This is a genomic window from Paenibacillus wynnii (genome assembly GCF_000757885.1).
In the GTDB taxonomy this organism is placed as follows: Bacteria; Bacillota; Bacilli; order Paenibacillales; family Paenibacillaceae; genus Paenibacillus_AQ; species Paenibacillus_AQ wynnii.
Genome location: NZ_JQCR01000002.1, coordinates 2,297,997 through 2,322,145, shown reverse-complemented (window position 1 = coordinate 2,322,145; position 24,149 = coordinate 2,297,997). Strand labels below are relative to the sequence as shown.

Sequence of the window (24,149 nt, the reverse complement as noted above, 5' to 3'; positions counted from 1 at the left end):
GTAGTTTCCCTATAATAGGAATGTAAGGGTTACCATGAAATCCAATTTCTTATGACAGGGGAGTACACTTTTGACCATTAAAAACAATGTGATGCTTATTACTTATGCCGACAGCTTAGGGCGTAACTTAAAAGAAACTGCGGAGCTTCTGAAAGAACATTTTACCGATACTATCGGAGGCGTGCATATTTTGCCGTTCTACCCGTCCTCTGCAGACCGCGGTTTTGCACCGCTAACCTATGAGGAAGTAGACCCTGACTTCGGTTCCTGGGATGATATCGCCTTGATGGGCAAGGATTTCTACTTGATGTATGACTTCATGATTAATCATATCTCCCGCAGCTCGGAGTATTTCAATGATTTTAAGAATAATAAAGACCAATCACCATATGCCGACCTATTCATCCGTTATAAGGACTTTTGGCCAGGCGGAGAGCCTACCCAGGAAGATGTGGATGCCATATATAAACGCAAGCCCCGTGCCCCTTACATTGACGTAACCTTTGCCGATGGAAGCACCGAGAAAATTTGGTGTACCTTTGATGAAGAACAAGTAGATTTGAATATGTACACCGAAACCACTAAACAGTTCGTGAAGCATCATCTACAGGGTCTTTCCGAGCGCGGAGCCTCGATTATTCGTCTGGATGCATTTGCTTATGCCACCAAGAAGGCGGGAACGAGTTGCTTCTTCATTGAACCGGATACTTGGGAAATGCTAGATGAGGTAAAAGCTATTCTTGAACCGTACGGGGTTGAACTGCTACCTGAAATTCATGAGCATTACAGCATTCAAATGAAGCTCGCGGAGAAAGGTTACTGGGTCTATGATTTCGCACTTCCTATGCTTGTTCTGCATGCCCTATATAGCGGTAAGTCCGAGCGTCTAGCCCATTGGCTGACCATCTGTCCAAGAAAGCAGTTCACCACACTGGATACACACGATGGAATCGGGATTGTAGATGTGGCCGATCTTTTGACTCCGGAAGAAATTGAAGAAACAAAAAACAACCTGTTCTCGCAGGGTGCTAACGTTAAAAAGGTATACAACACCATGGCCTACAATAATCTGGATATCTATCAGTTGAATTGTACCTATTATTCCGCACTGGGTGACGATGATGACGCCTATGTTCTTGCCCGCGCTATTCAGTTCTTCACACCAGGAATTCCACAAGTGTATTATGTGGGTCTGCTGGCAGGTAAGAATGATATTGAACTGTTGGAGGAAACGAAGGTGGGCCGTAATATTAATCGCCATTATTACTCCCGGGAAGAAGTAGAGCAGAATTTGGAACGCCCTGTACTGAAGAGATTATTTAACTTGATGAGATTCCGCAATTCCTATCCTGTCTTTGACGGAGAGCTTACAGTAGTGGACACTGGTGTATCTTCCAAGTTAGAATTAACCTGGAATCTCGAGAATCTGCGGGCAACCCTGCAGGCCGATCTGGTTACACGTCAGTTCTCCATTCATTATGCTGACGAAGTTACCGGGGAGGAATCCTGCCTTAAGGACGTATAACTTAGGAGAGCATTGACATGCCTACAATAAAAGATGTTGCACTCAAGGCTGGCGTTTCCGTTACAACGGTCTCCAGAGTGCTGAACAACCGGGGTTATTTAAGCGAAGAGTTGAAAGCTAAAGTATACGGGGCGATGAAAGAGCTGAATTATCGCCCCAACGAGCTGGCTCGCTCCCTTAGCCGCTCCAAGTCTAATATCATTGGATTGATTGTTCCTCATGTATCCCACCCCTTCTTTGGTGAATTAGCCGGACATATCGAGGATCACGCTTACCGCCACGGTTATAAGCTGCTACTGTGCAACTCCCAACTGGATAAAAGCAAGGAATTAGACCATATTGACATGCTCCGATCCAGCAGGGTAGATGGTATTATCATGGGCAGTCATACCTTAGAAGTTGAAGCCTATAATCAGATCCATTTACCGGTTGTCACCTTTGACCGGAAGCTTTCTGATGATATCCCTTATATTTGTTCGGATAATTATAAGGGCGGATTATTGGCAACCACACTGCTTGTAGACAGAGGCTGCCGCAAGCTGGCTCATATTGGCGGCCACCCGCATTTAAATGTGTTGTCTCTGGATAGACATAAAGCGTTTCAGGACATCGTGGAGCAGAGAGGGATTTGGCACACCTCTCTGCATACCGATATTAACGGCTTTAACTTTCATGAATATGAAAGATTGCTGGAGCTGCTGTTTCAGGAACATCCCGATGTGGATGGTATCTTTGCCAGCAGTGATGTTATTGCCGCCTATGCTCTTAAAGCCTGCCGTGAAAGCGGGCGTAGGGTTCCTGAGGATATTAAGATTATCGGCTATGACGGCATTTCTCTTCGAGGCCTCCTGACACCGTCTATCACAACCATTCGCCAGCCCATTGAAGCTATGGGTAAGCTGGCTGTTGACCTGATCCTTGAACAGGTAGAAGGACATTCGGTCGCCATGGAGCATATATTCCCTGTAGAATTAGAAGTAGGCGGAACAACCTAAATCATACTTAGTACAAGTGATGCTAAATAACCGAATGAGGGGTAACGATCATGAACACTGTTTCAGGGTTAGATTCATTGCTTCAACAAGTTCCTAAGTTGTATCACAGCTTCTCTCATACGGAATGGGTTGAACTGCATCCAGAAGGAAAGTGGTCCCGGCTGCAAATTTTAGGACATTTATGCGACTCAGCCATCAACAACCTATCGCGGTTTATTAGGATTCAGCATGAGTCCCAGCCCCTTGACCTAACTTCATACAATCAAAACCAATGGGTGGATGCCCAGAACTATAGCAGCGCAGACCCGGATGAGATATTGAATCTATGGGTAAGTCTCAACCAGTCTGTAATCCGCGTTATTTCTACTCTGGCCCCCCTTCAACTATCTCTTGTGTATCTGCTCCCTCAAGGAGGCACTGTCACATTGGAATGGTTAATAGAAGATTACCTTGAGCATATGAAGCAACATCTGGGACAGATTTTCCCTGACTTTGATTTTTTATAATCGCTATGCTAAAAATCCCCCGCTCCGCTCCCTTATTGGAAGATGAGACGGGGGATTTTTCACTCTTATTGGCGATTAAACAATCCGAATAGCAGGTCCGTACTAAGCTCAAAAGTAGATGACAACAACAGATCAGCAGCTCCAAGCTGATCGGAAGACCCGATTCCCACCGACTTCATACCTGCAGCTTGGATGGCGCGAACACCAGCCTCTGCATCCTCTACACCTATACAGTTCATAGGATCTACACCCAACATTTCAGCAGCCAGAAGGAAGATCTCTGGATCGGGTTTCCCTTTAGCAATGCTTCCCGGATCAGCGACAGCCTGGAACCAGTGACCTGCCTCTAATCTTTCTAGAATTAAGGGAGCATTGTGGCTGGCTGAGGCCAATCCAATAGAGACCCCGCGGGCCTGCAAGCCGTCCAACAGCGATCCAATCCCCGGCAATAGATCAGCAGGAGTAATCCGCTCGATCATCCGTTTGTAGTTCTCATTTTTCTTCGTAGCCAGCTCCAGCTTCTCCTTCTCGGAGAGGTGTAGTCCGCTATCTTCGAGCACGATCTCCAGAGATTCCATTCGGCTGACACCTTTGAGCCGTTCATTCTTTGCCCGGTCGAAGGAAAGTCCAAGCTCCTCAGCTAATGCCTTCCAAGCCAGATAATGATACTCCGCAGAATCTGTAATAACACCATCTAGGTCAAAGATTACAGCCTCGAGTTTCTTCATAAGCGACATTCTTACCGGCTCCTGTGGAGATAATAATAAGCTTTGTCCCTTATGCTTAATCTCTAATCCCTTACCTTCCACAAGTGTATAGACTACTTCTCCCGGACTGACCAATATATCAATCAATTGTCCGCGGTTTACAATCTTGAAGCGGTAGCTGTCCCACTGTTGTGGCAATGTCGGATTAAAGCACAACACTCCCTCATGAAGACGTAAACCACCGAACCCATTTACGATACACATCCATGAGCCTGACATTGCTGCGGTATGCAATCCATCCTTGGCATTGCGATTAATATCATCCAGATCCATTCGTACTGTACGGTCGAAGTAAGCGTAAGCTTCTTCCAAATCTCCTATTTCCGCTGAGACAATACTATGGATACAAGGTGATAAGGAAGAGTCATGCGTGGTCAGCGGCTCATAATAGTTATAATTCCTGATTTTATCGCTTAAGCTGAACTTTTCTCCCAACAGGAACATAGCCATTACCAAGTCAGCCTGCTTAAGCACTTGATGTCGATAGATCACAAGAGGGTGATAATTCAAGAGCAGCGGATACTTATCTGCAGGTGTGTTCTCGAAATCCCATTTTCGCTTAGTTAGAAAGGTATCATCCTGTGCATAAATTCCGAGTACATCATCAAAAGGAATGAACATCTTCTGTGCTGCTTCCAGCCAACCCTGAACTTCTTCCTCAGTCAGTCCGAGCGATTTCTGAAGGCGCTCATAATCCTGAGGGTACTTCTCTCTCAGCAGCCCCGCTGTTTGAAAAGCAAAGTTCAATTGATCCTGCACCATCAGATTGGTATATGCATTGTTGTTGACGATTGCCGTATACTCATCCGGTCCCGTCACCGCATCAATGCAGAAAGCCCCGCCACGTGCCGGATTGAAATGTCCCATGTCTGCCCAGAAACGGGAAGTCTCGAACAATATCTCTGCACCCTTGGCAGCCAAAAACTCATAATCACCCGTTGCTTGTACGTACTGCTTGAGACCATAGGCAATATCGGCATTGATATGCGCCTGCGCTGTACCCGCCGGGAAATAGGATGAGTTCTCTTCCCCGTCAATGGTACGCCAAGGATATAACGCCCCCTTCTGGGACATAACAGTCGCCCGTTCCCGAGCCTTGCCAAGTGTGGCATAGCGGAATTCCAGCAGTGCCTTGCTAATTTCTGGCTGGGTGAATGTGAAGAAGGGCAGCATGTACATTTCCGTGTCCCAGAAATAATGGCCTTCATAGCCTTCACCTGTCAGCCCTTTGGCACCGATGTTCGTAACGCCATCCCGGCCCACGGATTGCAGCAGTTGGAACGCATTGAAGCGAATGCCCTGCTGCAACGCAGGATCACCGTTAATCTCTACATCTGTCCGACTCCAGAAGGTATCTAGGTAGGCTTGTTGTTCTAGAGCCAGACCCTCAAAGCCCGTATTCTCCGCCATCTGCAGTACATTAACACTCCGACCCATCAGTTCGTCTTCCGGATAATCCTTGGAAGTATGATAGGAGATGTATTTGGTAAGCGATACGGTCTCCCCGCTAAGTACCGGAACTTCAAACTCTGCAGAGATTCGTTCTCCTTCCAGCTTCTCCGTCATTTCATAGCCGGATGACGAATGCACGGTGTGACTCATAGCTGTGAACAGCGCAAACCGTGTATGCCGTGTCCGCTGCTTCATCCAGATAAGGGATTCACCATGCTCGGACCCTTCCAGCAGCAAGCTCGGCTCGGCACTGCCCGCCCCGAGGCGTGGATCATCAGTAACCTCCTGTTTGGCAATTTTGCCGTCCATAACCGAATGAAACGTAACCATACCGTCAAAATTCAGGGCCGTAACCTCATAATCTACGGCCGCCAAATGTTTATGCTGCAAGGTTACCACCCGCCGAATTTGCAGGAGTACGCGGTGACCGGCTGGTGATTCCCATTCAACCAACCGGTGCAAAATACCGTTCTTCATATCCAGTTTCCGTTCATACCGATGCACATGGCCCGTATTTAAATGAAAGGGATGTCCATCAATACGAAGTTCAATGATTTTGGCATCGGTAACGTTAAGCATAGCCTGGTTACGGGAAGGATACCCATAGGCACCCTCCGGATAGACAATAGGTTCCGAGTCAAAAAATCCATTTAGATAATTGCCGGTTACAGACGTTCCTTTATCTCCATGATAACCTTCTTCAAAATTACCCCGCATCCCGATATAGCCGTTGCCAAGTGCAAATATACTCTCACTACGTTGGTTGTTCTCATCATTATACGCATCCTCACCCAAGCTCCACTCACGGTAAGGATATAATGCTTCTGGATGTTCGTATGGTTTCATCTTCATCTCTATAAGGCCCCTCCTAAAAGCAGTCTGCTCTCTGTGATATTCATTTTAGCTATGGATTAACCCTTCACCGACCCGCCCATAAGTCCTCTGACAAAATACTTTTGCAGCAGGAAGAAAATAGCCAGCGGCGTCAGCATCGAGATAAAAGCTGCCGAGGTGAGCAAATGCCAGTCATTCCCCCGTGATCCTACAAGGTCGGCAATTTTCATGGACATAACCTGTACAGACGGCTGATTTCCAATGAAAATAAGCGAGACGAGGTAATCATTCCAGACCCATAAGAATTGAAAGATACTGATAGATGCCAATGCAGGTACGGACAACGGTAGAATCAGTTTGCTGAAGATCGTGAAGTGACTTGCACCATCAATGAAGGCGGATTCGAACAGGTCCTTCGGTAATTGGCTGATAAAGTTGTACATAAAGTACGTAACCAGTGGTAATCCAAATGCAGTATGTGCTAACCAAATCCCCAGATAACTTCCGTTCAGGCCAAGCGACGTGAAATCCTTCAACACTGGAATAAGCGCTACCTGAATCGGTATTACGAGCATCGCAATAATAATGACGAACAAGGTTTTTCGACCCGGAAACCGCAGCCAAGCGAAGGCATAAGCGGCAAAACAGGCGATCAACACCGGAATTACAGTCGCGGGAACGGCGATCGTAAGTGTATTCCAGAAGGCTTGGGAAAGACCGGAGCCCTTCTGTGTGATTTCGGTACCGTCTGCTTCCTTAATCTTATATTCCTTACCCGATAGAACATTTTTGTAGTTATCGAGTGTTACATCCGTTTTCACTTTCCAGCCTTTTTCTTGAACATTTACAGTACGAGCTCTGCGATTCTCCCACAGTAGACGGCCGTCGTCTGCTGCAACGCCTGCTTTTAACTGATCGTCACTATAGGTCTTTCCATTCACCTCTATAGGCTGACGAAGGTCCACATCCTTGGAGAGTTGAATGGTCTTGCCAGACTTCCATTCCTGATGCGGGAATATCTTCCACCAACCGGTATGCAGAATATCTGCCGCCGGCCGAAAGGATGAGATAAAGAGACCCAGTGTTGGAAGCAGCCATATCGCGCAGATCAATCCGAGGACGATATTAACTACCGTCTTGCCACCTTTTCTTTTTTTCTTGCCGACCATTAGAATCCCCCCTGCTTGCGGAACTGACGCAGATTAATAAGAATTACTGGTAAAACTGCAATCAGCAGAACGATAGCCAGCGTCGAGCCGTAACCGAAGTTGCGGTACATAAAGAACTGTCGATAGAACTGTGTTGCTACCACCTCTGTATCGTATTGACCACCCGTCATCACCATGACGACGTCAAATATTTTCAATGTGAAGACAATAATAGTTGTAGTGACCGTCAGGATCGTGGTTGAAATATACGGAATCATAATGCCAAAAAAGATTTTAATCTCACTGGCGCCGTCCACACGAGCAGCCTCCATAATATCTTCGGGAACACCTTTAATTGCTGCTGAGAAAATAACCATCGCAAAACCCGTTTGCATCCAAATCAAAATTACAATGAGGAAAAGGTTGTTCCAAGGCTGCAGCATGCTGGTCCAAGCCTGCGGCTCGCCCCCAAAATAAGTAACGATCGCATTCAGCAAACCAATCTGCTCATCACCCGGCTGATAGTAGTAAATAAATTTCCAAATGACACCTGCTGCAACAAAGGAAATAGCCATTGGCATGAAAATGATAGATTTAGCGATTTTTTCATAGCTGCTGCGGTCTGCCAGAATAGCAATCAACAAGCCGAAGGTAACACAAGCCAAAGTTCCTAAGAATACCCACAATAAGTTATTGCGCAGTGCAGTGGCCATCAAATGATCGCTGAATATGGCTGCATAATTGCTTAATCCCACAAATTTCTCGGAAGAAGCATCGAAAAAACTTAAGTATAACGTCCGCAGTGCAGGCATAATCAATAACCAGCCTAGTAGAATAACTGCGGGGCCGATAAATACATAAGGTAGTACCCTGGTTCGGATATACTCAGGATACCGCTCAACCGCCCAGGTCAAGGTATAGTAAATTAGATAAACGCCTAGCACGCCCCAAAGGACGGCAAGAACAGCAGTAACCAGCGGATTAAGTGTTGAATCCCGGAAAAATCTGAAAATTAGCCCGTTTACCACGATATTAGCTAATAATACAGCTAGGGATAAGAGCACCGCCTTTATACTGATTTTTTGCTTTGCTTGTGCACCCATTTTAGCTCCTCCTATAAGTTTTGCCGTAGGCAAAACTCTCTTCGTAAGCATCATCTTTAAAGTTTTGCCGTAGGCAAAACTCTCTTCGTAAGCATTGTTACAACCATTTTTTATAAAACAAAAAGAGGGGCAGATGTTTCTTCCGTTCTCGCTGCCCCTCTTCATGTGGAATCCTAGCCAATCAACAGTTCATCATTGTATTAATGTAATTAATTTTTCCAGCCAGACTGGATTTGCTCAAGAGCCTGATCCAGAGTAGCTGTGCCACTCACATAGTCTGTCATACCTTTCCAGAACGTTCCGGCGCCTACACTACCAGGCATAAGGTCAGAACCGTCAAAGCGAAGGGTCGATGCATCTTGAACCAACTTAGCCATAGCACGATCTGACTCAGAGCTGTACCAGTCCAGGGAAGCGTCATTCATTGGTGCGATTACACCACCGGATTGAACCCAAGTCTTAATGGATTCACCTGTTGTGAAGAATTCCAATACCGCACGAACTTCAGGACGGTCATTGAACATGGAGTAAATATCACCGGCTACGAGTACTGGTTTGCCGTATTGAGGGTCAATGGAAGGTAGGTAGAACCAGCCATAATCCTCATCAATTTTTGCTGTTTCAGGGAAGAAGCTTGTAATAAAGTTACCTTGACGGTGGAACCAAGCTTTTGGCGGGTTGTCGAACATAGGTTTTGGAGCATCGCCGAATGCAGTGGTAACGATGGATTTTGTACCGCCATAGACATAATCTTTATTCAACCAAATTTTGGACATGACTTCTATTGCATGTTTTACTTCTGGGGAAGTGAATGGTAGCTCACCTTTTACCCATTTGTCGTAATTCTCAGGAGTAGTAGTACGTAGCATAATATCTTCTACCCAGTCGGTTGCTGCCCAGCCTGTTGCTGCGCCGCTCTCGATGCCAATTGCCCATGCAGGATCGCCGTCTTTTGCGATTTGCTCAGTCAAAGCCAACATTTCATCCCAAGTTTCTGGAATCTTGTAACCGGCTTCTTCAAATTGTTTCTTAGGGTACCATACAAGGCTCTTCACGTTACTGCGGTTCCAAATACCCGCCATGATTTTGCCGTCTTTACCGTCCATGGTGGACATATCCAGCCAGCTTTGGTTGTAGTTCGCTTTCAATTTGTCCTGATCCAGAACAGTTGTCAGATCGACTACTTTACCAGTTTTAGCAATGGATGAAAGTAAACCTGGTTGCGGGAAGTCAGCGATATCCGGAGCATTTCCGCCATCTACGCGGATATTAATAGTAGCTTCAAATTCTTTGGAGCCTTCATATTGGATATCGATGCCTGTCTTGGCTTCGAAATCCTTGATGCTGTTCTCAAACTTCACTTGGTCGGCATCTACGAACGGGCCGAACATGGTTACTTTTGTTCCTTTATAGTCACCCTTCATCGCCAGTTCCAGTGGTGATCCGGCTGTGTCGGTACTGGTGTTCTCTGTCGATGCCGGTTCAGCTGCTTTTTCTGTTGCTGCCGGTGCATTTGTTGGTGCAGCATTGTTATTACCATTACCGCCGCATGCACTAAGCATCATTGTAAATGACAAGCAAAGCACAATTGCCAATGGCATTTTGCGTCCTGGAGCTTTTTTCATCTTTTCATACATCCCCTTTAATTGGTTTAGAGAATTGCATCTTCATGAATAATATGTGGATGCCAGAGCCGTCTATTGGCTGAATCACCTCCTTGCAAAGCTTTTCAAAAAGAATTAAAGATACTTAACGAAATGGTCTAACCTGCGAGAATATCTTCCGAAATAACGCTTACATTTCCATCATAGCATACTGCCCAAAGGTTTCCAATAGTCCTGAATTATACTTTTAATCTTAAATAATCAATTATATGGTTCCAATAGTCTAGTTCAAGGCTTTTAAGAGTTTTGAGCTTTCGATAATTTGAAAAGCTTTTCAGAGTCTTGTGAAAAAAAGGAGAGTGTCTCATTTTTCACGTGATGATTCTCTCACTATCAATTTATGTTCCATCTTTTCACGCTTTACCTCTACGCTTCCCGTAGTAAGAAGCTCATGTATTTTCTCAGCTGCGCGGTATCCTAAATCATAAATAGGCTGTGCGATGGTAGTTAACTTTGGAATAAACATAGTGGACATCCGCAGGTTATCAAACCCTACGACCGACACTTGACCGGGTACATGAATGTTCCGATCCTTCAAGTACGAAATCGTACCCATTGCGAATTCATCAGCGACACAGAATACAGCCGTTATTTCCGGGTACTCAGTGAACAACTCATGAGCAGCTTGATAAGCGTGTTCAAAGCGATGATTAGCAAATTTGATCTTCTCCACGTTGTGCTCCAAGCCAAATTCATTCAGAGCTCTTACAAATCCATCGTAACGCGGCGGACCTGAAATGGAATTATCATGGTTAAAACCAATCATCCCGATTTGCTTGTGACCCAGCTCAATTAGAAATTTCACTGCATCATATGCGGCAACTTCATCATCAATCTCCACACAAGGAATGTCATACTCATCAGAATGTGAGGAGACCAGCACAAATGGTATTCGGCAGCCCACTAATTTCTCATAGTACTCAGGGTACAGAACATCACTGGCGAAAACAATCCCGTCTACCTGTTTCTCATGAAAGGCATCAATGTATGACAGTAAGCGTTCTTTGTCTCGGTCGGTGTTACAAATCATTAGACTATAACCGAGTTTGATACACGCATCCTGCATTCCACGGATAACCCCTGCAAAATACAGGTTCTCAATATCCGGGATGAGTAAACCGAGTGTAAATGACTTCTTGTAGATAAGACCTCGTGCAAAAGCATTAGGCTGATACTGCAGGGTCTGGATTGCATCCATAACTCTGCTGCGCTTGCTTTCTATCACCGTCTCGGGTGCATTCATCACACGGGATACGGTACTGATAGATACTTCAGCCATCTTGGCGACATCTCGAATTGTTGGCTTCATAGTGTGTACTTCCTTTTTAGAAAACCTTTTCAAGGTGATTATAGCAAGTTGATCTGAAAAGCACAACATCTTTTTTAAACCGCTTACAAGTTTATTTCCTTAGGTTATATATAGAAACTCCGTTGGAATCCAGTCATTAAATAAGGTCAAAAAAACATATATATTAGAAAGCTGTTTGAAAAAGTACTTCTCCAAGCTTAAATTTATATTTAAAACTACTTTTTTTTGGCGATATTCATGTATAAAATCTGAGAAGCTTTTCAGATGAATTGGATTCGTCAAATAGATTATTTATCGGTTCGGGGTTATGGATGACTACAGAGCCGTCTGTAAACTTACTAAAAGTAGGTAAATGACTTAACTTCATGTTATAATATCGTGTAGATTAGCAGAAAGCAGCAAATACTGCTTAAAAGATAATCAGATTATATGTAGCGTGTACGATTACGACGCAGTTTTGCTTCGCAAAACTTTATAGTTTACGCTTTCGAAGCCAGTTTTGCTTCGCAAAACTTTATAGTTTACGCTTTCGAGGCAGTTTTGCTTCGCAAAACTTTTAGGAGGGATCATATTGAAGCTATTGCAGGACATTCCGATTTCCGTGTTGGACCTTGCCCCCATTATTGAAGGAGGGACAGCGGCGGATTCACTTCATAATACACTCGATTTGGCCCGTCATGCCGAACAATGGGGATATCACCGCTATTGGCTGGCAGAACATCATAATATGCCCGGTATTGCCAGTTCAGCTACTTCACTGGTTATCGGTCACGTAGCATCAGGCACCCGTACTATCCGCGTGGGCTCAGGAGGAATTATGTTATCCAACCATGCTCCTCTGGTGATCGCAGAACAATTTGGAACATTGGAATCCTTATATCCCGGCCGTATAGACCTCGGGCTCGGCCGTGCACCTGGCTCCGATCAACCTGCTTCCCGGGCATTAAGACGCGGTCTTGGCAGCGATGGCAGTGAATTCCCTGAGCAACTAAGCGAACTGCGGGCCTATTTCGACCCCACTGCTAGCAGTTCCCGTCCACCGGGAGTTCGGGCGATCCCCGGAGAAGGACTTAACGTTCCGATTTGGCTTCTGGGTTCCAGCGGTTTCAGTGCTAAATTGGCTGGCCAATTGGGTCTTCCTTTTGCTTTTGCCAGCCATTTCGCACCGGATTATCTGCTCCCCGCTCTTCATCTATATCGCAGCAGCTTCCAGCCTTCTGAGCATCTAGATAAACCGCATGTTATGGTTGGTCTAGGCATCACTGCGGCTGAAACCGTAGAAGAAGCACGCAAGCTGGCTACTTCCCAGCAGCAGCAATTTCTTAACATTATCCGCGGTCGTACCGGCAAGCTCCAGCCTCCCGTTGATAGTCTGGATGGTTTATGGTCTCCTCAGGAAAAAGCAATCCTGCAGGATAAGCTGCAGTATTCCATTTCAGGAGACAAAGCAACTGTCCATGCAAGATTACAACAAATTCTTGCGGACACAGACGCCGATGAATTTATCATCGCTTCACAGATCTATGATCATCAAGCTCGCTTACATTCCTATAAGCTTGCAGCTGAAGCTATTAAGGGCGAATTAGTCTCCTAAGATCTAATTATTAATAATTAAGGCTGATCCACGGTAAAACCGGAGGATCAGTCTTTTTCATACCATTCACTAAAAGTGGTTCCTCAAAGCACCACTATTCGACAAAATATTTGATAATTTTTAGATAATATATGATCTATCGTATGATGGACGCATGTACAAGTAGCACTGTATAGGAAAACTACTGAGCAACGGACCCCCAAACACACCCGATACCCACCGATTCCTGCACTTTATACAACATTTCAGCCTCCAACGCACCCGATACCTACTAATTCCTGCACTTTCTACAACATTTCAGCCTTCAACACACCCGATACCCACCGATTCCTGCACTCTATACAACATTTCTGACTTCAACACACCCGATACCCACTAATTCCTGCACTTTATACAACATTTCAGCTCTAGCTATGTTCCTTCAATGATCAACCAACGGATTAATACATCATTAGTTGCTACACTGTCCGCGAGAGGGCAAGTTTAGGATCGGGTCCGGTACGAGTTCACGTTCGAGTTCGGTACATTCTCGGGTGCGGTACGGATTCGAGTTCGAATTTAGTTCGGTGTGGATTCGAGTTTAGGTGCATTTCGGGTGCGGTGCGGGTGCGGATTCGTGTTCAGGTGCATTTCGGGTGCGGGTGCGGTGCGGATTCGTGTTCAGGTGCGAGTTTAGTTTAATGCGGTGCGAGTTCGGGTGCTTGTACGGTGTAGTTCGGGTGCGAGTTTGTTACAGTTCGCGTGCGGTGCAGTTCGATGACTAAAATTCGAGTCTAAAGTTACAGTATTTTGCAAAAAAAACACGAAAAAAGAGGGAGAAAGCCCCACAGATTTTTCCATATATTATTCCTCCCCCCCTATTTCAGCAGAAACCCCTGACCTCTTCTCTTCCATAAAGCATTAAAGTGAGACTAAACGTAGAAAATGTTACTATATACATACGACTATATAGAGGAGATGGGTAAGTTGAAGCAAGAGGTTATGAACCGATTTATTTCCTACGCGAAGATAGATACACAATCGAATGAGGATAGTGATACTTGTCCTTCGACGGAAGGGCAGTGGGTGCTTGCCCGTAAGCTGGTCGATGAGCTTCAAGAGATCGGCATGCAAGACGTGACTATAGATGAGAACGGATATGTCATGGCTACTCTTCCCAGCAACAGCGACAAAGAAGTCCCGGTCATCGGATTTTTAGCGCATTTGGATACGGCTACCGATTTTACTGGCAAGGATGTGAATCCACAAATCGTTGAGAACTATCAGGGCGGCGACCTGATTTTGAATAAGGCCCTGAATATCGTGCTTTCTACGGCTAGCTTTCCTGAGCTTAACGAATACAAAGGACACACGCTAATTACTACAGACGGTACCACTCTGCTTGGCGCCGACAATAAAGCCGGTATGGCCGAGATTATGACAGCTATGACTTATCTTTTGAATCACCCTGAAATCAAACACGGTACTTTAAGAGTAGCGTTTACTCCTGACGAGGAAATCGGACGTGGAGCACATCGATTTGATGTTCCTGCTTTTGGTGCAGCTTATGCTTATACGGTTGACGGCGGGCCGCTCGGGGAACTGGAATATGAGAGCTTCAATGCCGCAGCTGCTAAAATTACAATCCATGGAGTAAACGTTCATCCAGGGACAGCTAAGGGGAAAATGATCCATTCATCCAAAATCGCCATGGCTCTGCACAATAGACTTCCGGCGAATGAAGCCCCTGAGTTCACAGAAGGGTTTGAAGGGTTCTTTCATCTGATCTCGATGCAGGGAAATGCTGAACAGAGCAAGCTCCATTACATTATCCGCGACTTTGATCGAGAGCATTTTGAGGAACGGAAGGCTTTTATAACCAGTGTAGTCGATGAATTCAAGAGCACTCACGGTTCGGAGAACGTCATACTTGAGATCAACGACCAATACTACAATATGCGTGAAAAAATCGAGCCTGTACGCCATATTGTTGATATTGCCCATGAAGCAATGGTACACCTCGGAATCACACCCGTTATTCGTCCAATTCGCGGTGGAACGGATGGTTCTCAGCTGTCCTACATGGGATTGCCAACCCCCAATATCTTTACGGGTGGAGAGAACTTTCATGGTAAGTTCGAGTATGCTTCTGCAGACAATATGGTTAAGGCTACTGAAGTTATTATCGAAATTACTAAGCTGTTTGAGCAAAAGGCTTAAGCGATTTCAACCGATCCTGATTTAAAATCAAAAGGCACCCCCGCTGGATTCACTCCAGATGAGGTGCCTTCTTCATTTGTTATTCTTCAGCAGAATTGTTCCGTCCTCATTACTCCTCTGAATCAGGAACGAATTGAATGATATCCCCGTATGTTTGTGTTGTGTATTTAAATATCTCAGTTGATCCATTAGTCCGCCGATAGAAGACTCCATCAGAATAGTTAAAAAAGTCATGGAACATTTCCTCCATTTTATCAGGTCTTTCTCCACCTAAAGTAGTTGGCCCATAACCTGGGATATCCACAGTGTAATATTGCCAGACCGCATTTGCTGCACCGTTATTAATTTCAACCACTGTTATGGCATAACCATCATTGTAAGTGTAACGTGAGGCATCATTAGCTGCGAAAGAATAGCTGTAAAAACCTCCTGACGAGTCGCCCTCTTTTCCAAAATCGGGTTTGAAGGAAAACATAATCGGAATGGAGATAGCCGCCAAGCGGGCCTCCTTAAGAGTAGATGCCTCCAAAATTTTGCTGCTAGGGGAGTAATCCTTGCTTGAGATAAACAAAATTCCACGAGCCTTTTCATAGTAGACCTTGTAGTCAAAAGCTTCACTAACAAAACGTGCTGGCACCATCATACGACCATTATAGTTATTGGCTTCGCTGTCCATCTGTACCGGTTGCCCGTTTTTATAAGCGATACTCTTCCCCTGAATCATTGTAAATGTATCTTTTGCCAGATTCGTAATTGTAGCTGTATGTGATAGAACATTCCAAGAATAGGTCAATCCCAGCGAAGCGAGCGTTCGAACTGGAATCATTACTCTACCTGACTGAATATGAGGGTTGATGTCTGTAGCAATAAATAAACCATTGATATTTATAATGACTGGTTTGGGAGCAGGAGCAGCCGATACAAGAGTTTGAGTAACAAGGAACAATGCCATACAAGCAGGTAGTATCTTTTTTAAAAGAACCATTTATCAAAATCCTCCCATATTTTACTGTGAATATATGGACGTGTCTCCGCGCGGAAAGTTTCGTAAAGGGTAGTTTTAGAGAACAAATATCTAATAATGGATGGAGCAATGTAGATAGCTTTATGATTGCTAATGCTTTTTGATGAAAGCTGTGCTAATATACCCTATGTTTAGTGATCTGGTGAATCCAGTATTATAATGAAGAAGGTGTACTCTTGAAATCTAAAGAATTGAATCTCGTAAGGTTAACCTGGCCCATCTTCCTGGAGCTTTTTCTGTTCATGCTGATGGGCAGTGTGGATACCTTTATGATCAGTTCCGTGTCTGATGATGCTGTCGCGGGGGTCGGGGCGGCTAATCAGATTATTGCCATGGCTATTCTTGTGCTTAGCGTAATCGGAAACGGCGCTGCCATGGTTGTATCCCAATACCTCGGATCTAAGAGGCCTCAAGAAGCAGCGCAGGTCATTGGTAATGCCCTCACGCTTAACTTAGCGATCGGCCTTATCCTCAGCACTTTTTTGCTTTCCTTTGGAGGTTATTTACTTCAAGCTCTAAATGTAACAGGGGACATTCTGGTCTATGCAAAGTCTTATATTCACATTGTGGGAAGTTTTATCTTTTTCCAAGCTCTCATTAATGCATTAGCGGCTACGATTCGCACACACGGATTTACGAAGCAGACTATGGTTGTCTCCATGCAGATGAATATCATTCATGTGATTGGTAACTATATCTTGATCTTTGGTCACTTTGGCTTTCCCGCACTTGGAGTGCAAGGCGCTGCAATTTCAACCATAATTAGTCGATTTATTTGTCTGATCCTCTTTTTCCTGCTGCTTTATAGAATTATGGAAGTGCGCGTAGTGTGGAATTATTACATTAAGCTCACCAAAAAGTATGTCCTTCAGATCCTGAAGATCGGCATTCCATCCGCGTTTGAATCGATAACCTACCAATCCTGCCAACTGGTATTCACGATGTATATTACGTATCTTGGTGCTGAAGCGATGGCTACACGTCAATATGCGCTTAACATCTCGAGCTATATTTTCTTGTTCAGCGTGGCGGTATCCATGGGTACCTCCATTATGGTGGGTCGTCTGGTGGGAGCAAACCGGCCTCAAGAGGCCTATGAGCGTGTCTTCAAAAGTGTAAAATGGGCACTGCTCGCGACCGTTATTATCGATACCCTCATTATAGCTTTCCGAGTGCCTCTGCTTGGTCTTTTCACGGATAATCAGAGTATTGTTGTTATGGGCGCCCAAGTCATTTTGCTCAGCTTCTTCCTGGAGACTGGGCGAACCTGCAACTTGGTGATTATTAATTCACTCCGAGCCTCAGGTGATGCTAAGTTCCCGGTATATATGGGGCTATTGTCCATGGTCTGTATGAGCCTGCCTCTCGGTTATTTTCTAGTCTTCACGCTCGATCTTGGGTTAGCCGGTGTCTGGCTCGCTACAGCGGCGGATGAATGGGTCCGGGCCATTATCATGTACTTCCGTTGGCGAAGCAGGGCATGGGAGAAACATGCCCTTGTCAAATATGATCCTGCCGAGGACAAGAATAATTCGACTCCTGTCACCGGTTAAGCTTATCCATACAAAAGGCTGTTCCTAAAGTCCATGAGGACCCCAGGAACAGCCTTTATAAATACAGCTTTTTAATTGCCTCGCTTATCCTTTAACAGAGCCGGCCGCAATCCCTTCCACAATCCGGTCACTCAATAGCAGGAAGACAATAAGGATCGGCAGAATGCTGATCATCAGGGTAGCGCCGATTGCACCCCAGTCTGTAGTATACTGTCCGATAAAATTCTGTACACCTACCGTTAGGGTTTTGTACTTATCCGAGCTGATAAAGGTGTTCACGAAGATGAATTCGTTCCAGTTATATATCATGTTAATGATGGCGGTGGTAGCCAATACCGAAGAGGTCATCGGCAGGATGATCCGGAAGAACATCGTGTTGACGGAGCAGCCGTCAATGATGGCCGCTTCTTCAACTTCCTTCGGGAGCGCATAATAAAATCCAAGTAAAATCATGATGGTCGTAGGTAAATTGAATGCCACATACGATAGGATGATTGAGATTGGACTGTCTGTTAAATGCAGCTTCAGGAACAAGCTGAACAAAGGGATTAGTGTTGAATGGACCGGAATCATCAGACCCACCATAAACAACCCGAGTACAAAAGATCTGCCCTTCCATCTCATACGCGTTACCGCATACGTAACGAAGCTTGCCAGAAGAACCGTTAGAGCTAAGGCAATTGCCGTTATCAACACACTGTTAACAAAATACTGTGCGATATTTCCGTTCGTCCATACATTTACATAATTCTCCCAATGGGGGTGAGCAGGTATAGAAAAGGGCGCCATATTGAATATTTCCTGATTGTTTTTTAATGAAAAAATCAACAGCCAAACGAGTGGGAATATTTGTACAAGGGCTACAAGAATAAGCCCCAAATACATTAAGGTGTACCCTGTTCCCTGTAGAATCTTGCGTTCATTTACTCTTCCAGGGTTATAGCCCGGTGCAGCAGCAACTTTCATATATGTTCCTCCTTCCTATGCTTTATGAATATTGAATGGTCTCTTTCGAGGCTGTAGCCTTGCGGATCAGGTAGGTTGCCACGAGACAAACCAGCAGTAGGAAAAATCCGATCGCACTGCCATATCCGAAGTCAAAGCTGCGGAATGCTTTATGGTACATGTAGGAGGCCATAACTTCACTGGCTCCGTTAGGTCCTCCGTCCGTCATTACATAAATCAGATCAAAATACTTCAGAGAACCGACCACGGACAAAACGATAGTTACCTTAATGACCTCGCTCATCAGGGGCAGTTTGATCCGAGTAGCAATCTGCCATGGATTAGCACCATCGATACGAGCGGCTTCCATAAGCGACTCTGGAATATTTTTCAACGCAGCATAATATATGAGAATATAAAACCCGGCATATTGCCAAATAATTGGCACAAACAAGGCAAGCAGCACAATGGATGGCTCCGCCAGCCAAGCGGGAGGGTTATCGACACCAAGGGACATGAGCAGGGTATTAAGTACCCCATTTGTAGGGTGGTAAATTTTCATCCACAACTGAGCAATGGCTACGGAAGACAGCAGCATTGGAATCAGATAAATTTTACGAAGCAGGTTAGCACCTTTAATTTTGCCCGAAAGCACTAAAGCGATGAGCAGGTACCCGATAAGGCTGATTCCTGAGAATAATGCGAGCTCAAAGGAGTGAAATGCACTGCTCCAAAAGGTTGAATCCTGTATAAGATGTTTGTAATTCTCCAAACCGATAAAGGTCATCTTTCCGATACCGTTCCATTCATTCAGTCCATAGTATCCCGTAAGCACAATAGGCATATATATAATTCCCATGATTAACAGCAGGGACGGCAGTACATATAGAGCAATTACCAGCTTATTAGACATGACTTTCTCCATCGTCAAATCCTCCTATCTATCTCTTTTTAAAAAGAAGCGGGGCAGTGTGTATCCGTAAGCCTAGATACATCCCGCTCCGCTTCGGAATGCTTATGATATTAGTTGCCTTTTTCGATGGCTTCTTTATGCTTCGTTGCGAATTGCTCCGGAGTCACAGCCTTGCCAAACAGCGCCTGAATCATATCCAAGTGAACTTGAGCCGCGCTCGGCTTCATTTGAACATCCGCAAAGAGTGTTATACTGCTGGCATTATTCAACTCGTTAAGCAGATCTACATAAAGCTGTGGCAATTCAGTTTTAGTCGTATCTACTTTTGTAGCCGGGATAACACCTGCTGTAGTTACAGAATCTTCACCCCATTTAGATACAAAGTATTCCATAAAGGCTTTAGCCTCTTCTTTGACCTTAGAGTTTTCAGCTACGAACAATCCTACGCCCGGGCCGCCAACCCAGCTGTTGATGTTGCCTTTACCATTTTCCACAGTCGGGAATTTGAAGAATCCAACTTTATCCTTGAATTCTTGCGGGATATCAGGATTGGTTGTAAAGTTAGGCAGCTCCCAAGTACCCATCAGATACATGCCTGCTTTTTCGTTCATAAACTCAGCTTTGCCTTCATCGTTCGACAAACCGTTGAAGCCTTTATTGAATCCGTTCATTTCTACAAGGGTTTGAATTTCGGTTGCTGCTTGTACCAGACCCGGGTCATCAAAGGTTCCTGAACCTGCAATGGCATTCTTCAATGTATCATTGCCGGCAATCCGGTCAGCCAGATACATGTACCAAAGTGAACCTGTCCAACGATCTTTATTTCCAAGAGCTATTGGTGCGATACCGTTTTCAGACAGCGTTTTCACAACTTCCTTAAATTCAGTGTAAGTTGTAGGCGCTTGCAGGTTATACTTTTCAAAAATAGCTTTATTATAATAGATCGGGGAAATGTTCAACTCAATCGGTAGGGCATAAGTTTTACCATCAATAGCATAAGCTTCTGTCGTACCTGCAACGAATTTATCTTTAAGCAATGCTCCGTCTTTAATATCATCAATCGGAGCGAACAATCCGCCTTTCACATAAGGCTCCATGAATCCGGCAGCCCAAGTGATACCGACATCAGGAAGTTCGTTGGAAGCTGACAATACTTTGAGCTTGTTTTTGTATTGTTCGTTGTCCAGAACCTCTTCCTTAATGGTTACATTCGGGTGGTCCGTCTGATATTGATCAATAATCTGATTTACCAGCTTATTCTGTTGGGCTGAAACTCCAGCCGGCCATAAGTGCATCATGTTGATCGTAACTTTCTGCTCAGCAGTAGCATCAGTTGCTGGTGTATTGCCCCCGTTCGCAGCGTTTGTAGCATTGTTATTCTTACCGCCGCAGCCCGCTAGAACGAGCATTAAGACTAAAGTCAGGAGCAATCCCTGGGTCACCTTGTTCTTGGACATGAATTATAACCTCCATGGTTTGTTTTAGCGCGATTTGTGTAACCGCTCTCAAATCAATTCTATCACCGGAGTCTTATGTCCATAAGATAACGGCTATTGGCAATAACTCCACTATTATTGGATTTCGTCAGAAGTACCTGTCATCTGCTGTCGGTAACGGCTTGGACTGAGATCTTCCTGTGTTTTAAATACTTTTATGAAATACTTATCCGTCTGGTAACCTACCTTCTCTGCGATTTCGCCCACAGACAGCCGGGTATGAACAAGCAATTCCTTAGCCCGTTGAACTCGTAGACGTGATAAATATTCGCTAAAAGGCAGTCCAACCTGATCTTTGAACAACACGCTGAAATAACTGGCGTTCAGGTGCAACCGCTGTGCCATATCCGCCATAGTCAATGTCTCATGCAAATGCTGCTCCAAATATAAGAGTGCCTCTCTGACCGGCTCCCCAATGCTCATATTATTACCAGGATCAAGCTCCGCAAGCTTGTGATCCACCAGCTTCTCCAATTTTTCATGGCGCTGCTGCTCCTCTTCTCGCTTAAGGGCTTCCACTACAACTTCAAGAAGCTCCTTTTTATCGAGAGGCTTCAGCAAATAATTCACTGCGCCGAGCTGAAGAGCCTGCTGCACATACTGGAACTCTGCGTATCCAGAGATCACAATAATTTGCGGCCTGCGGGCGTGTCTATTGAGCGAACGAATCAAATCCAGTCCACTGACCTCCGGCATCCGAACATCGGTTATGAGTAAATGAATCACCTCATGCTGAAGAAGCTCCAAGGCTTCTACGCCATTATTCGCTGTCTCAATCCGGTAACTCCCAGCTGCCCACACTTCAAGAGTCTGTTTGATCCCCTGACGTGTTCTTGGCTCATCATCCACGATCAGAATCGTTTTTATGTTCAATTTCATACGTATATCCCCCAGTGTTAGGTATTTCAAAAGTGAAAACCGTTCCCTCAAACGGAGTACTGTCAATGTGCAGCCCCGCAAGCTTGATTCCCTCTCCCTCATAGTAAAGCTTCAATCGTTTCTGAACATTGATGAGGCCCACGCCCGTACCTTTAGTCGAAATTGAGGGGCCTCCTTCAAGGGTATCATAGAGCGCGCTAAGTTTTTCAGCATCCATACCCGGGCCGTTATCCTCTACGGATACCCTCGTCCATCCCTTCCTTGCGGAGGGAGATACACGGATGGTGATAGAACCCTCCCCGATGCTGCTCTCTACTCCATGCAAAATGGCATTCTCTACTATAGGCTGAATGAGCAGCTTAGGAACTGGCACCAAGGCCTCCTGCGAAGTCATCTCAATGTTCCAGGACAATCGCGATCCCAGTCTCATCTCCATAATTTGTAAGTATCGTTTAACCTGATCCATCTCTTCACCAATCGTTACCCATTCTTCCTTATTCGGATTGACAATAATATAGCGGAACATTCGGGACATAGCGACCATCAGCCCGGCCAGTTCCTCCTCACCTTTCTCCTCCAGAGACCAGTTAAAGGCCTCAAGAGTATTGAATAAAAAGTGCGGATTGATTTGTGCCTGCAGCGCCTTAAGCTCCGTTCGGCTTTGGAGGACTTCCTTTTCATAGACTACCCGTATTAGGTCATTCATATTGCTAACCATTCCGTTATAGGTATTATTCAGCTCTCTAAGCTCCATAGTCGAGGCTGTGACAGGATTTGGTGTAAGTACGCCCAGCCGCGATTTCCGCATCGCCCGGATTAGATTGATAATGGGCCGCGTAATCATAGTCGAGAGGACAAAGGACATGATCAGAAACAGCAGTGTTCCGATTCCGCCGGAAACAAGCAAAACCGTTCTAAGTACGGATAACCCTTCCGTAACATAGCTCACCGGAGTCAGGACGAGCAATGTCCAGTTCGTCTTCTCCGACAACTGCTTCACTGTAACATACTCCTTGTCCATAAAATTCACCGTCTGATCCACACTGTTCAACAACGGCGTCAAATCTACATTTGGGCTGGGGCCTGTCCCCAACAGTTGTCCCTCATTGTTCGCCAGAAGAATAGACTCCCCATTTATGGCTCCTGCGAGCGGATCATCCAATTGAAAATAACTGCGCTGTATGCGGGCTATAAGGTAACCTCCCCGTGAAAACCAACGGTTCATGAGACTTACCTGCCTGATCGCAAGCAGACTCTGATCATCATTCGGATCGATTCCGATCCAGACCAATCTTCCCTTTTGTTTATTGGCTTCCTCAATATACCGGCTGTCAATCCGGGTGCTTAAGCTGCCTTCCCGAATCGGAAATAGCAGTTGATAATCAGAGGTGTACAACTCTAATGAACCCACGCTCGGCATATACGCCTGATAGCTGGAGACCACTTGCAGAAGCGACTGGCGTTGATTAAACGTGACGCTTTTTCCATCAATCTGTCTAAGTAAAAGCTGTTGAACCGTGGTGTGATTGGCTACCTGCGCCGTTAAACTGTCGATTTGTCCAATGAGTGCATCCAGCCGGCCGCTTGCCTGGATAGCCGTTTGATGGATATGCCGCTCCGTATTATTTTTCAGCAAATATGAAACCTTTTCATAAACAAACACACCAGCAACACCAATAATAATGAGCATGACTAATAAAAACCCTATAAATATTTGGTTCCGCAATGTATTCATACGATTAAATTTTCCGTACACAGGTATTCCCTCTTCCGTAGTTTGGAGTATAGTTAAAACAGATTAGTTCTGTTAGCGTTTTCAACTCTATTCTCTCCAAGTCCTGAACTTTGTCAAGGAAATGTTACTGGACATTCCAGAAAAAAAGGCCACCCCGATGAACGGAGTGACCTCAGTATATTATGTTATTGCCGCTTCTCAGTAAGAAGAATTAGTTAATGGTAATACCCTTCTTAATGGCCTTCATATCGAAGTTTTTGTTCACAAGCAACGGCAGAATCTTCATGCTTCTAGTCATAGGTGAGTTACACTGCCAGCATGTCGGCACATACTCAAATGCGAAATTATCACGCATCCAACCTGTGCAGCATTCCTGCGTACAGGACCATATAGTTGTGTCTTCTGTTGGGATGTCTTCTAGCGATTTTTTACGAAAATACATTAAATTCCCCTCCTTGGTTCGAATCGAGACGATTTCACCTTCCCCGCAGGGAGTAGGTATGGCATG

The 24,149-nt window shown here is 45.1% G+C and carries 18 protein-coding genes; 6 read left to right on the top strand and 12 right to left on the bottom strand.

Annotation, left to right across the window (positions count from 1 at the left end):
• Positions 1–70: 70 nt before the first annotated feature.
• Genes gtfA through PWYN_RS13045 form a run of 3 tightly spaced genes read left to right on the top strand, consistent with a single transcriptional unit; the run spans position 71 to position 3,026 of the window.
• Positions 71–1,525 carry a sucrose phosphorylase gene (gene gtfA / locus PWYN_RS13055; RefSeq protein ID WP_036652304.1) on the top strand — a complete coding sequence of 485 codons (1,455 nt, stop codon included), beginning with the start codon at positions 71–73 and terminating at the stop codon, positions 1,523–1,525.
• Positions 1,526–1,542: 17 nt separating this feature from the next.
• Entirely contained in the window at positions 1,543–2,520 is a 978-nt protein-coding gene (locus PWYN_RS13050) for a LacI family DNA-binding transcriptional regulator (protein ID WP_157261152.1), read from the top strand.
• 50 nt (positions 2,521–2,570) lie between these two features.
• Positions 2,571–3,026, top strand: coding sequence for a DinB family protein (locus PWYN_RS13045; RefSeq protein WP_036652299.1), 456 nt, complete (start codon positions 2,571–2,573; stop codon positions 3,024–3,026).
• A 65-nt stretch (positions 3,027–3,091) separates the two neighbouring features.
• Here PWYN_RS13045 and pgmB read toward each other — a convergent pair whose 3' ends face one another.
• The 5 genes from pgmB to PWYN_RS13020 all read right to left on the bottom strand — a co-directional run bounded on the left by pgmB (position 3,092) and on the right by PWYN_RS13020 (position 11,303).
• On the bottom strand, positions 3,092–6,097 hold the full coding sequence (gene pgmB, locus PWYN_RS13040) for a beta-phosphoglucomutase (protein ID WP_157261151.1): 3,006 nt from the start codon (positions 6,095–6,097) through the stop codon (positions 3,092–3,094).
• Between the two features lie 59 nt (positions 6,098–6,156).
• Positions 6,157–7,248 carry a carbohydrate ABC transporter permease gene (locus PWYN_RS13035; protein ID WP_036652297.1) on the bottom strand — a complete coding sequence of 364 codons (1,092 nt, stop codon included), beginning with the start codon at positions 7,246–7,248 and terminating at the stop codon, positions 6,157–6,159.
• Positions 7,248–8,330 (bottom strand): carbohydrate ABC transporter permease, encoded by a 1,083-nt coding sequence (locus tag PWYN_RS13030; RefSeq protein WP_036652294.1) that lies wholly within the window; start codon positions 8,328–8,330, stop codon positions 7,248–7,250. The genes PWYN_RS13035 and PWYN_RS13030 overlap by 1 nt, the downstream gene beginning before the upstream one ends.
• Positions 8,331–8,539: 209 nt before the next feature.
• Positions 8,540–9,955, bottom strand: coding sequence for an ABC transporter substrate-binding protein (locus tag PWYN_RS13025; RefSeq protein ID WP_036652292.1), 1,416 nt, complete (start codon positions 9,953–9,955; stop codon positions 8,540–8,542).
• Between the two features lie 343 nt (positions 9,956–10,298).
• Positions 10,299–11,303 (bottom strand): LacI family DNA-binding transcriptional regulator, encoded by a 1,005-nt coding sequence (locus PWYN_RS13020; protein ID WP_036652290.1) that lies wholly within the window; start codon positions 11,301–11,303, stop codon positions 10,299–10,301.
• Between the two features lie 571 nt (positions 11,304–11,874).
• Between PWYN_RS13020 and PWYN_RS13015 the strand changes: the two genes are divergently transcribed.
• On the top strand, positions 11,875–12,897 hold the full coding sequence (locus PWYN_RS13015; protein ID WP_084146703.1) for an LLM class flavin-dependent oxidoreductase: 1,023 nt from the start codon (positions 11,875–11,877) through the stop codon (positions 12,895–12,897).
• 966 nt (positions 12,898–13,863) lie between these two features.
• Positions 13,864–15,096 carry a peptidase T gene (pepT, locus tag PWYN_RS13010; RefSeq protein ID WP_036652286.1) on the top strand — a complete coding sequence of 411 codons (1,233 nt, stop codon included), beginning with the start codon at positions 13,864–13,866 and terminating at the stop codon, positions 15,094–15,096.
• Between the two features lie 109 nt (positions 15,097–15,205).
• On the opposite strand, the gene PWYN_RS13005 is transcribed toward pepT, so the two are convergent.
• Positions 15,206–16,081: a copper amine oxidase N-terminal domain-containing protein gene (locus tag PWYN_RS13005; RefSeq protein WP_052087924.1), complete on the bottom strand. Its 876-nt coding sequence runs from the start codon at positions 16,079–16,081 to the stop codon at positions 15,206–15,208.
• Between the two features lie 215 nt (positions 16,082–16,296).
• Here PWYN_RS13005 and PWYN_RS13000 point away from each other — a divergent pair, with 215 nt between their 5' ends.
• On the top strand, positions 16,297–17,673 hold the full coding sequence (locus PWYN_RS13000) for an MATE family efflux transporter (protein WP_240479733.1): 1,377 nt from the start codon (positions 16,297–16,299) through the stop codon (positions 17,671–17,673).
• Between the two features lie 84 nt (positions 17,674–17,757).
• Here PWYN_RS13000 and PWYN_RS12995 read toward each other — a convergent pair whose 3' ends face one another.
• The 6 genes from PWYN_RS12995 to PWYN_RS12970 all read right to left on the bottom strand — a co-directional run bounded on the left by PWYN_RS12995 (position 17,758) and on the right by PWYN_RS12970 (position 24,083).
• Positions 17,758–18,639, bottom strand: coding sequence for a carbohydrate ABC transporter permease (locus tag PWYN_RS12995; RefSeq protein WP_036652282.1), 882 nt, complete (start codon positions 18,637–18,639; stop codon positions 17,758–17,760).
• Positions 18,640–18,661: 22 nt separating this feature from the next.
• Positions 18,662–19,543 carry a carbohydrate ABC transporter permease gene (locus PWYN_RS12990; protein ID WP_036652280.1) on the bottom strand — a complete coding sequence of 294 codons (882 nt, stop codon included), beginning with the start codon at positions 19,541–19,543 and terminating at the stop codon, positions 18,662–18,664.
• 98 nt (positions 19,544–19,641) lie between these two features.
• Positions 19,642–20,988 carry an extracellular solute-binding protein gene (locus PWYN_RS12985; RefSeq protein WP_036652277.1) on the bottom strand — a complete coding sequence of 449 codons (1,347 nt, stop codon included), beginning with the start codon at positions 20,986–20,988 and terminating at the stop codon, positions 19,642–19,644.
• 114 nt (positions 20,989–21,102) lie between these two features.
• On the bottom strand, positions 21,103–21,906 hold the full coding sequence (locus PWYN_RS12980) for a response regulator (protein WP_036652275.1): 804 nt from the start codon (positions 21,904–21,906) through the stop codon (positions 21,103–21,105).
• On the bottom strand, positions 21,869–23,641 hold the full coding sequence (locus PWYN_RS12975) for a sensor histidine kinase (protein ID WP_036653801.1): 1,773 nt from the start codon (positions 23,639–23,641) through the stop codon (positions 21,869–21,871). The genes PWYN_RS12980 and PWYN_RS12975 overlap by 38 nt, the downstream gene beginning before the upstream one ends.
• 211 nt (positions 23,642–23,852) lie before the next feature.
• Entirely contained in the window at positions 23,853–24,083 is a 231-nt protein-coding gene (locus PWYN_RS12970; RefSeq protein WP_036652273.1) for a cold-shock protein, read from the bottom strand.
• Positions 24,084–24,149 lie beyond the last annotated feature (66 nt).